Origin of the sequence: Kitasatospora sp. NPDC088346, from assembly GCF_044740765.1 — a bacterium.
GTDB lineage: Bacteria > Actinomycetota > Actinomycetes > Streptomycetales > Streptomycetaceae > Kitasatospora.
Map to the genome: position 1 here is coordinate 72296 of NZ_JBIURH010000031.1, position 8201 is coordinate 80496.

7 protein-coding genes are annotated in these 8201 nt (G+C 75.1%); all 7 read right to left on the minus strand.

Going from position 1 to position 8201, the window contains the following annotated elements:
* Positions 1–13: 13 nt before the first annotated feature.
* The 7 genes from ACIOFR_RS30025 to ACIOFR_RS30055 all read right to left on the minus strand — a co-directional run bounded on the left by ACIOFR_RS30025 (position 14) and on the right by ACIOFR_RS30055 (position 7877).
* Entirely contained in the window at positions 14–1135 is a 1122-nt protein-coding gene (locus ACIOFR_RS30025) for an acetyl-CoA carboxylase biotin carboxylase subunit family protein (RefSeq protein ID WP_401002361.1), read from the minus strand.
* 150 nt (positions 1136–1285) lie between these two features.
* Positions 1286–2209, minus strand: a complete 924-nt coding sequence (locus tag ACIOFR_RS30030) for a GNAT family N-acetyltransferase (protein WP_401002362.1) — start codon at positions 2207–2209, stop codon at positions 1286–1288.
* 264 nt (positions 2210–2473) lie between these two features.
* Positions 2474–3760: an MFS transporter gene (locus ACIOFR_RS30035; protein ID WP_401002363.1), complete on the minus strand. Its 1287-nt coding sequence runs from the start codon at positions 3758–3760 to the stop codon at positions 2474–2476.
* Positions 3761–3931: 171 nt separating this feature from the next.
* Positions 3932–5137 (minus strand): hypothetical protein, encoded by a 1206-nt coding sequence (locus ACIOFR_RS30040; RefSeq protein WP_401002364.1) that lies wholly within the window; start codon positions 5135–5137, stop codon positions 3932–3934.
* 115 nt (positions 5138–5252) lie between these two features.
* Positions 5253–6977 (minus strand): relaxase/mobilization nuclease domain-containing protein, encoded by a 1725-nt coding sequence (locus ACIOFR_RS30045; protein ID WP_401002365.1) that lies wholly within the window; start codon positions 6975–6977, stop codon positions 5253–5255.
* Between the two features lie 4 nt (positions 6978–6981).
* Positions 6982–7404: a plasmid mobilization relaxosome protein MobC gene (gene mobC, locus ACIOFR_RS30050; RefSeq protein WP_401002366.1), complete on the minus strand. Its 423-nt coding sequence runs from the start codon at positions 7402–7404 to the stop codon at positions 6982–6984.
* Between the two features lie 242 nt (positions 7405–7646).
* A complete protein-coding gene (locus ACIOFR_RS30055; protein WP_401002367.1) occupies positions 7647–7877 on the minus strand; it encodes a hypothetical protein in 231 nt (76 codons plus the stop codon).
* Positions 7878–8201: the final 324 nt, after the last annotated feature.

Sequence of the window (8201 nt, forward strand, 5' to 3'; positions counted from 1 at the left end):
GCCTTGTTTGTTGTCAGTCGATGGTGATGTCGAGGTGGCGTGCGGCGTCTGCGAGGTGCTGGAGGCAGATCTCGGCGGTGGCGGCAGTGGCAACGAGGTGAGCGACACGGGCGGTGCCGAGGTTGCCCGCGGGCGGGAGGAGGACCTGGTCACCGGTCCGGTGCTCCCACACCAGGCGTTCCAGCCAGTGCTGGTGAAGTAGTGCCGGGTGGGCGGCGGCCCGGGTGAGTCGGCCGTCCGCCGGGGCGTAGGCCATGTGGATGGCGGCGGCCCGGCGGCGGGTGGGGGTCACGTCGGGGCGCAGGCCGAGCGCGATATCGGCGGCGGCGAGCGGCAGGTCGATGCCGGTGGCCTCGCGGACGAGGTGCGGGATCAGGTCACCGCCGAGCCTGCCGTTCACTTCGATCAGGCGCGGGCCGCCGCGGTCGGTCAGGCGCATCTCGACGTGGGAGACGCCGTTGGCGAAGCCGACCGCGTGGAGTGCCTGGACGGCGACGGGCCCGACGACGGCGAGGAGCGGGTCGCCGGCTTCGACGCTGTGGCCGGTCTCCTCGAAGTAGGGGGGCGGGCCGAGGCGCTTGCGGGTGACGGCGACCGGGGTGGTCACTCCGCGGACGGTGACGCACTCGACGCTGATCTCCGGGCCGTCGAGGTACTCCTCGACCAGGACTCCGCAGCGGCCGGTGGTGTCCTCGTGGTCGCCCGCCGCCCGGGAGGCGAGGTCGAACGCCGTCCGGAGGTCCTTGGGGGTGGCGGCGAGACTGACGCCGATGCTTCCGGCCGCGGCGGCGGGCTTGAGGACGACGGGGTACCCGATGCCGGCCGCGGCGGCGCGGGCCTGTTCGAGGGTGTCGGCGCGGACGCTGGCGGCGGAGGGGACGTTGAAGGCGGCGAACGCGGCGCGGCCGACCGCCTTGTCGCGGCAGGCGTGGGCGGTGGCGGTGGAGTTCCCGAACGTGGCGAACCGGCAGGCGAGGTGGGCCGCGGTGTGCTGGGCGAACTCGTCCCAGGTCAGGACGCCGTCGATGCGGTGGTCGGCGGCCAGGCGCTCGGCTGCGGCGAGGCTCGCGTCCGGGTCCGTGGTGTCGGCGACTTCGTGGCCGTGAATGTAGGGCGCTTCCCAGGTCGGCTCCACCGGGGTGAGGAGGACGACTCGGTGGTGCTCGGCGATCTGCTCCAGCGCGTAGCGCCTGTACTGCTCGTCGCCGGCGGATACGAGCAGGAGCGTGGGGATGGTGCTGGTCAGGAGGGGTCCTTCCGAAGGCGGGCGGGGACGGGGCAGGTGTCACCAGGGCAGGGTGGGATGGTGGTGCAAGGCCTGTTCGCCGAGGCTGCGGGAGAGGGCGGCGAGCGCCTTCGCGGTGGCGGGGTCGTGGGCGGGCAGGTGCACGACGGTGCGCAGGACGTGCGGCTGGTACCCGAGGCGTCTCTTCGCCTGGTAGTTGGCCCGCCCGGCGTCGATGTGTCGGGCGCCCTGCTCCAGGGCCCAGCGGGGTGCCTCGGTCATCAGCCAGGTGTAGGCCAGGCGGCCGAGGGGGTGCTGGTAGTCGATGCCGGACGCCCAGAGGTACAGGCGGTCGTCGTGGAGCCAGCTGTACAGGCCGCCGACGAGGTGGCCGTCGGTGCGGGCAGCGAGGAGGACGGCCCCTGGCACCTCGGCAAGGCGCTCGAACATGTCCCGGCCGTACAGCGGGCAGCCGTGGCGCTCGGCGGTGCCGACGGCGAGTCGGGTGAACTCCTCCAGGTGGGGCAGCATCCGCTTCCCGGCCAGAGGATGGAGTGCGAGTCCGGCCTCGGTGCCGCGCCGCCACTGGCGGCGGATGTCCCGCCGGTGGCTGGCGGGGGTGTTCGCCCACCAGTGGTCGAGCCCCACGCCGGGGTCGAGGTCGCGGACGTGGGCGACGTCGGTGGCCAGGTCGAGGACGTGCGCGGTGCCCTGGCGCCGACCGGCGGCGGCGAGCCGCTTCGCCTGGTCAGTGTCGAGACCGGGGTAGACGACGGCGCGGGCGCCGAGCTCCGCGGCGAGGTCGAGGCCCGCGCGGGCGGCCACCGCGGCCGTCCGGTCGGTGGCGGCTCCGGCACCGCCGTACTGGCCGTGGGGACTGCCGGAGTACAGGACGGGCCCGGGCCACACGGGTGCAACCCCCGCGTCGACTTCCTGGCTGGTCCAGTACGGGCAGCCGTCGGCGCCGACGAGGAAGTACGGCACGGTCTCGGTGACGGCGGCGTCGAGGTCGGTGATGTGCAGGTGGCGGTGGGCGTCGATCTGCTCGGTGGTGACATGTTCCCAGGCGGCGGTCCACTGCCGGGTCCGGGAGGGGTGGGAGGCGCGGTGGTCGTCGCCGGGGGCGTCGTCGATGGTGTCGTACCAGACGCCGAGGGCGCGGGTGCGCTCGTGGTCGTGGTCGGTGGGGGTGTGGGTGATGTGTCGCTCCGAGGGTCGGCGTACGGGTTGGCCTGGAGGCTGTGCTGGTCAGGCGGCCTTCAGGTGCTGTTCGGCGTCGTCGTGGTGCTCCCAGGCGGTGCGGTGGGCGCGAAGTCCCCGGAAGCAGGCCCAGGTGCCGGCCGCGACGACCAGTCCGGCGGTCGCGATGAGCACGCGCAGGTGGTCGGCGGGCCAGAGCGCGACCAGCAGCCCGGCCAGTGGGAGCGGGGCGAGGATGAGCAGGACGGTGGTGGCGAGCGTGGCGGCGAAGTCCCGTTCGGGGATGAGCCGGGTGCGGGCGGTGCGCAGGACGACGGTGACCGCGCCCTCGCCGGCCATCAGCAGTGCGACGGTGGTGGTGTAGAGGGCCAGGTTGGGTGCGAGGGCGCTGGCGATGGTGGCGGCGCACATGGCGGCGGCCGAGGCGGTGCCGACGGCGAGCAGGCCCCATCGGTCGATGGCGCGGTGGGCGGTGGCGACGGCGGCCAGCGAGAGGGCGGCGGCGATGCTCCACACCAGGCCGACTGCCGCGCTGGTGTGGTCCAGGGTGCGGGTGACGGTGATCGGTGCGGACACCTGCAGGAGCCCGCTGGCGAGGTTGACGCAGGCGAGCGCGCCGACCAGCCAGGCCAGCGCGGGGGTGCGGCGCAGGGTGCCGAGGCCGGTGGCGAGGGCGGTGAGCGGGTGCCGGGCCGCGGGTTCGGCGGTGACGAGGTGCAGGCGGGGGTGGTGGGTGCGCACGGTGGCGGCGACGGTCGCGGTGACGGTGGACAGGACGGCGACGGCGGCCAGCAGCAGGGCGGGTCCGGCAAGCAGGAGCAGTCCGCCGATCAGCGGGCCGATCAGGAGCGCGGCCTGGTCGGTGCCGGTGAGGACGGCCTGCACGCGGTGGGCGCGGTCGCCGGCGCGGCGGCTGGCCTCGGCGCCGACGGCCTCGTTCGCCAGGAAGCTCGCCTCGGCCAGCATGCCCGCGGTGACGCCGAAGGCCAGCACCAGCCAGGGGCCTGCTCCGGCGGCCAGGCCGGCGATGGTGGCGAGGGCGGCGCCCGCCCGCAGCAGGCTGGTCGTCAGGACGGCGACGCGCGGGCTTCGGCGGTCGATGATCGGGCCCGCGCCCGCGATGGCGAGCAGGCGCGGCAGCCACTCCAGGAGGAACGCGAGCCCGGCCCAGGCTGGGGAGTGGGTGAGGGTGAGGACGAGCAGCGGCACGGCGTACATCACGACGGCTGCGGCGAGGGAGTCGGTGGCGCGCAGGAGGTAGCAGCGCAGCAGCCAGTCGCGCTCGGCCGCGCCGGCTGGGCGGTAGCGGCGGGTTGCGGCGGTCGGACGGGGCAAGGCGGTCTCCCTGGTCGGGCGCGGTGGGGTGGTGGGCCGGAGGCCGGCGAAGCCGTCGGTGGCCGGGTCCTCGGCGCCGTCGTGGTCCGGCGGGGGTGACCGGGCTGGTCGGTGGCGGCGTGTGGGCCTCGCCCTGGTGGTGGGCGGTGCGCGCTGTCGGCGCGGAGCGGTTCAGCGGGTGGGGCGCCGTGGGCCGGGTTGCGGCGTGGTGGCCGGGGCGGCCCCGGCCGGCGGGGAGGTGGGGGCGGGGCTGCGGGTGGAGCGGGCGCGCGCCGCCCTGGCTGTCGCGTCCGGGTCCGGGACGGGTGCGCCGATCCTCGCGGTGACGTGCGCGGCCAGGTCCGGCAGCGGTCCGTTCGCGAGCTGCAGGGCGTAGGGCCTGGCCTGGTGGTCGCGCAGCTCTTCGAGGCGGCGCCGCTCCGGGGCGGACTCGGCGCCGGTCCCGGGGGGCGTGGCCTCCTCCCAGGTGGTCCGGATCTCCTGGAGGCGGGTGAGAGCGTCCGCCGTGGTTTGCAGTGTTGGCAGCTGCGGTCCGACGGCCGGGTCGAGGTGGTCGTCGGCGACGGTGGCGGCCCGGATGCCGGCGAGCAGGTGTGGTCCGTTGGCCAGAAGGACCTCGACGTGGCTCCACAGTCCCCGGGTGCGGGTGGCGCCCAGGTCCCGGATGTCCTCGGCGGCGAAGCCCAGCACGACGGTCCGGGCCTCCCACAGCGCCCGCCGGTACTGCGGTGCGAGGGTGTCGTTGATCGCGGCGGAAAGGGCGGTCGGGGTCGCGCCCGAGGGGACGGACACGGTGCCGGGGCGCCGGACGGAGCCGAGGTTGTACCCGCCCAGGCCTTCGGGGACCGCGGCTCCCACGGTGAGCGGGGAGTCCTCGCCCATCTGCACGGCGAGGAGCCGTTCGCCGCCCGGTCCGGTGAGGAGGGCGGCGTCGTGCGGGGCGACCGTGGTGGTCCACGGCGCCCTCCAACCCCAGGTCTGGTCCTGGAGGTCGGCGAGATCGCGGCCGGGGGCGAGATGGCACGGTTCGGCGGACCAGGTCGGCAGGCGATCGGTCAGATGGGTGGCGAGCGGGGAATCGGGTGCCGGGCCGCGGGGCCGGTCGGGCAGGGCCCGGCCGTCCTCGTCGAAGTACACCAGCGCGGACTTCGCCCCGGCCGACGCCGCCCACGCGGAGGAACGGCGCGACGGCGTGAACAGGGCGTTCGGCTCGTGCCACTTTCCGTCGCTGACGTGGCCGGCGAACATGACCGATTCCCAGTCGGGGTCCGTCCAGGGGATGCGGTCGCGGTGGGCGGCGAGCAGCTTCTCGAACGCGGTGAAGTCTTCGCTGCGCAGGTCGGCGTGGTCGATGTAGAGGTCGGTGTCGTCGGGCATGAGTCCGCTTCCTGGTCGGGTGTCGTCGGGGAACTGGCCACAGGGCTGGGCGGCCGGGCCGGGGGTGGTGGATCGGCCGCCGACGGAGCCCTGGTGGCGTCCGTCGGCGGCCGGGTCAGCGGCGCCGTCGAGGGTCGGCGGGGGCGGCGGGCGCCGTGCGGGCGCCGACCGGGCCGGGCCGGGCTCCGTCTGCGCCGGCGGGGTGGGGCAGCTTGGCGATGTGCCGCACCCGCCAGGTGAGCACCGCGGTCTCCGAGTCGGCGCTGTCCAGCTCCCGCCATGAGCGGGCACGCTCCAGCAGCGTCTTCGGGTCGTGCCCGGCCGCCTCGGCCTCGGCGAGCGCGGCGGCGAGCGCGTCGAACTCCGGCGCGGCCAGCAGGCGGTGCGCGCCCTCGCCCGGCACCGCCCGGCGAACGGCTTGTTCCTGGCGCTCGCGCACCCGGGGCGGCAGGGCCCGGCCGCGTTCCTGCAGGACGGCCATCGGCCGGGCAGCGGCCTGGCGGTAGGCGGCGCGCAGGTGGTCGGCCGTCTGCCGTGCGGCGGCGGCCTGCTGGAGGTGGCCGCGCTCGGCGTGCCACCGGCCGGCGGCGATGACGAGCAGGACCAGCACCGACAGCAGGGTGGCCGCGGCCGAGCCGTCCGGGCCTCGGTTGCCGCTGTAGCCGCCGGACAGCACGGCGCGGGCGGCGCTGCGCACCGAGCGGGCGGAGGAGTTGGCCGCGCGCACGTGCGACCGGGAGGCCCGCTCGAAGGCGCGGGCGGCGGCGAGCAGTTGCTGTTTCTGCCCGGGCAGGGCGGTGGCGGCGAGCGCGTCGAGGACCTCTCCGGTCGCCTCGGTCACCGCGGCGGCATCGGCCGGTGTCTCGCCGTCGAGCACGTCGAGGGCGTCGGCGGCCGCGTCGGCCGCCCGCAGTCGCGCGGTCGCGGCCGGGGAGCGGCGTCCGGTGGGCGTCCGTCCGCCGCCCGCCGGGGCGGTGCTCTGGTCGTCGGCCGTGCGGTCGTCGAGCGGCACCTGGAGGCGGCGGCGGATCCTGGGCAGCGTCAGGTCCGGGGCGAGCCGGTACCCGCCGAAGAACACCGGCTCGCCCGCGCTGTCGCGCTCGCCGACCAGGGCGACGCTGTATCCGAGGGTGTCGCCGGACGGCCCGGTCTTCCGGTTGACCAGCACGCCTGTGGCCTCCAGCCGGGCGAAGAACTCCTCCTCGCCGCGTGCGCCGGCCAGCGCCTGGCGGACGGCGTCGCGCAGCCGCTGGCGGCTCGTGCCCTCCTCGCCCAGGCGTTGGGCCTTGTGCTTCTCGCGGTTCGTCGGTTCCTTGGCCGCTGTACCGTCGCCGGGGTTGAGCTGCCGCAGCCCCCACTCCTTCTCGATCTTGCGGCATTCGGCCTGAGCCCGGGGGTAGTCCTTGCGCAGGCGGGCCTGGGTGAGGTTCCCGCGGACCGTGGTGGCGACGATGTGGATGTGGTCGGCGGCGTGGCGCACGGCCACCCACCGGCAGCCGTCCGGATCGCCGTCCGCGGCTATGCCGGTGGCGGCGACGACCCGGCGGGCGACCTCGGCCCACTCCTCCTCGGTCAGGAGCCGGTCGTCCGGGGCGGTGCGCACCGAGCAGTGCCAGACGTGCTTGGCGGGCCTGCGGGCGCGGCCGAGCTGGTCGACCCGCATGTCGAGCACGGACTGCAGCTGCTTGAGCGAGGCGTCTGCGTCGCGGCCGGGGTCGGGGGCGAAGCCGTCGAAGGAGGCGACCAGGTGCGGATCGGTGTGCTCGTCGCGGCGGCCCGGCCCGTAGAGGTAGGCGAGCAGTCCGTAGGTCTTCGAGCCCATGACGATGTTCGGCACCATGCGGTCAGCGGCTCTTCAGGAGCTTGGCCGAGGCGGTGTCGATGGCGGTGACCGTCGTGCGTACGGCGGCGAGGGCAGCGACCAGGTCGGCCGGGTTCGGCAATCCGCCGGAGTTCAGCTCGCGGGCGATCTGGTTCAAGTTGTTGCCGACGCGGGCGGTCTGCCGGCGCGCGGCGGCGAGCTCGTCAAGCGATCGGTCGAGACGGTCGTCGGGGTCGAGGACGGTGCTGCGGCGGGCAGCGGCGAGTGCTGCGGCGGCGACGAAGCGGGCGGCGGTCTGCGCACGCTCGACGGCGGCGCTCTTGATCTCGGACTCTTCGGACAGGCTCAGACGGACGGTCAGCTTGCGCTGTCGCTGCTGCGGCTCGTGGAAGCGGCGGCGCGGGCGGCGAACGGTGCTCGGCTCGTCGTCGGCAGCGGCAGTCATCGGTGGTCTTCCTGTCAGTTGGTCCTGTTTGCCGATGCCCCCTGGCTTCGGCGAGTCGAAGTCGAGTCGAGCGCCCCCGCTCGGCCCGGCTTCGGCTTCCCCGCCCCCTTGGGCGGGGCGTGCGCCGTGGACCGTCCGATAGGACGGTCCACGGCACTAGCTCGCTCCGCCGTAGGTGGCAACCCGTCCGGGCGAGGGCTTCGTCGTGCTCGGGCCAGCGGTGTCGGCCCATGGTGGGGCCGCTAGAAGTCGTCGTTGGCCAGGCCCCGAGCAGCGAACGCGACGGCCAGGTGGTCCATCACCAGCTCCTCCACCTGGTCGCTGGTGAGCTGCTGGGCCTGGCTGTTGGCCGTACGGCGGACGGTCCAACGGCCGTCGCCCGCCGGCGTGGCGCTGTGGAGGTGGCCGCGGCTGGCGAGAACGGTCAGGAAGTCGGCGACGAGGTCGGTGTCGGCGAGGACGGCGTTGCTCATGAGGTGTCTCCAGGGGGTTGGGGTGGGGTTGATGAGGCTGTGGGGTCCGCGGTCACCGATGCGGTGGCGGGGGTTTGTCGCTGCGCAGCTGCTGGACGAGTTCGCCGGCCACCTGGTTGGACACAGGCAACCCGCTCTCGCGAATGGCGGTGGCCACGACTGCGCGGGTGATCCGTCCGGCCCTCGCTGCGGCTTCACGGCCGATCCGCAACATCTCCTCCGGGTCGGAACCGCCGGACCGAGAGCCCGGACCGTCCACGCCCGGACCGCCGGACCGAGAGCCCGGACCGTCCACGCCCGGACCGCCGGACCGAGAGCCCGGAC

Excerpts from the sequence above, each read along its gene's own strand:
- mobC (WP_401002366.1), bottom strand. The coding sequence starts at position 7,404 with ATGACTGCCGCTGCCGACGACGAGCCGAGCACCGTTCGCCGCCCGCGC.
- ACIOFR_RS30055 (WP_401002367.1), bottom strand. The coding sequence starts at position 7,877 with ATGAGCAACGCCGTCCTCGCCGACACCGACCTCGTCGCCGACTTCCTG.
- ACIOFR_RS30045 (WP_401002365.1), bottom strand. The coding sequence starts at position 6,977 with ATGGTGCCGAACATCGTCATGGGCTCGAAGACCTACGGACTGCTCGCC.
- ACIOFR_RS30040 (WP_401002364.1), bottom strand. The coding sequence starts at position 5,137 with ATGCCCGACGACACCGACCTCTACATCGACCACGCCGACCTGCGCAGC.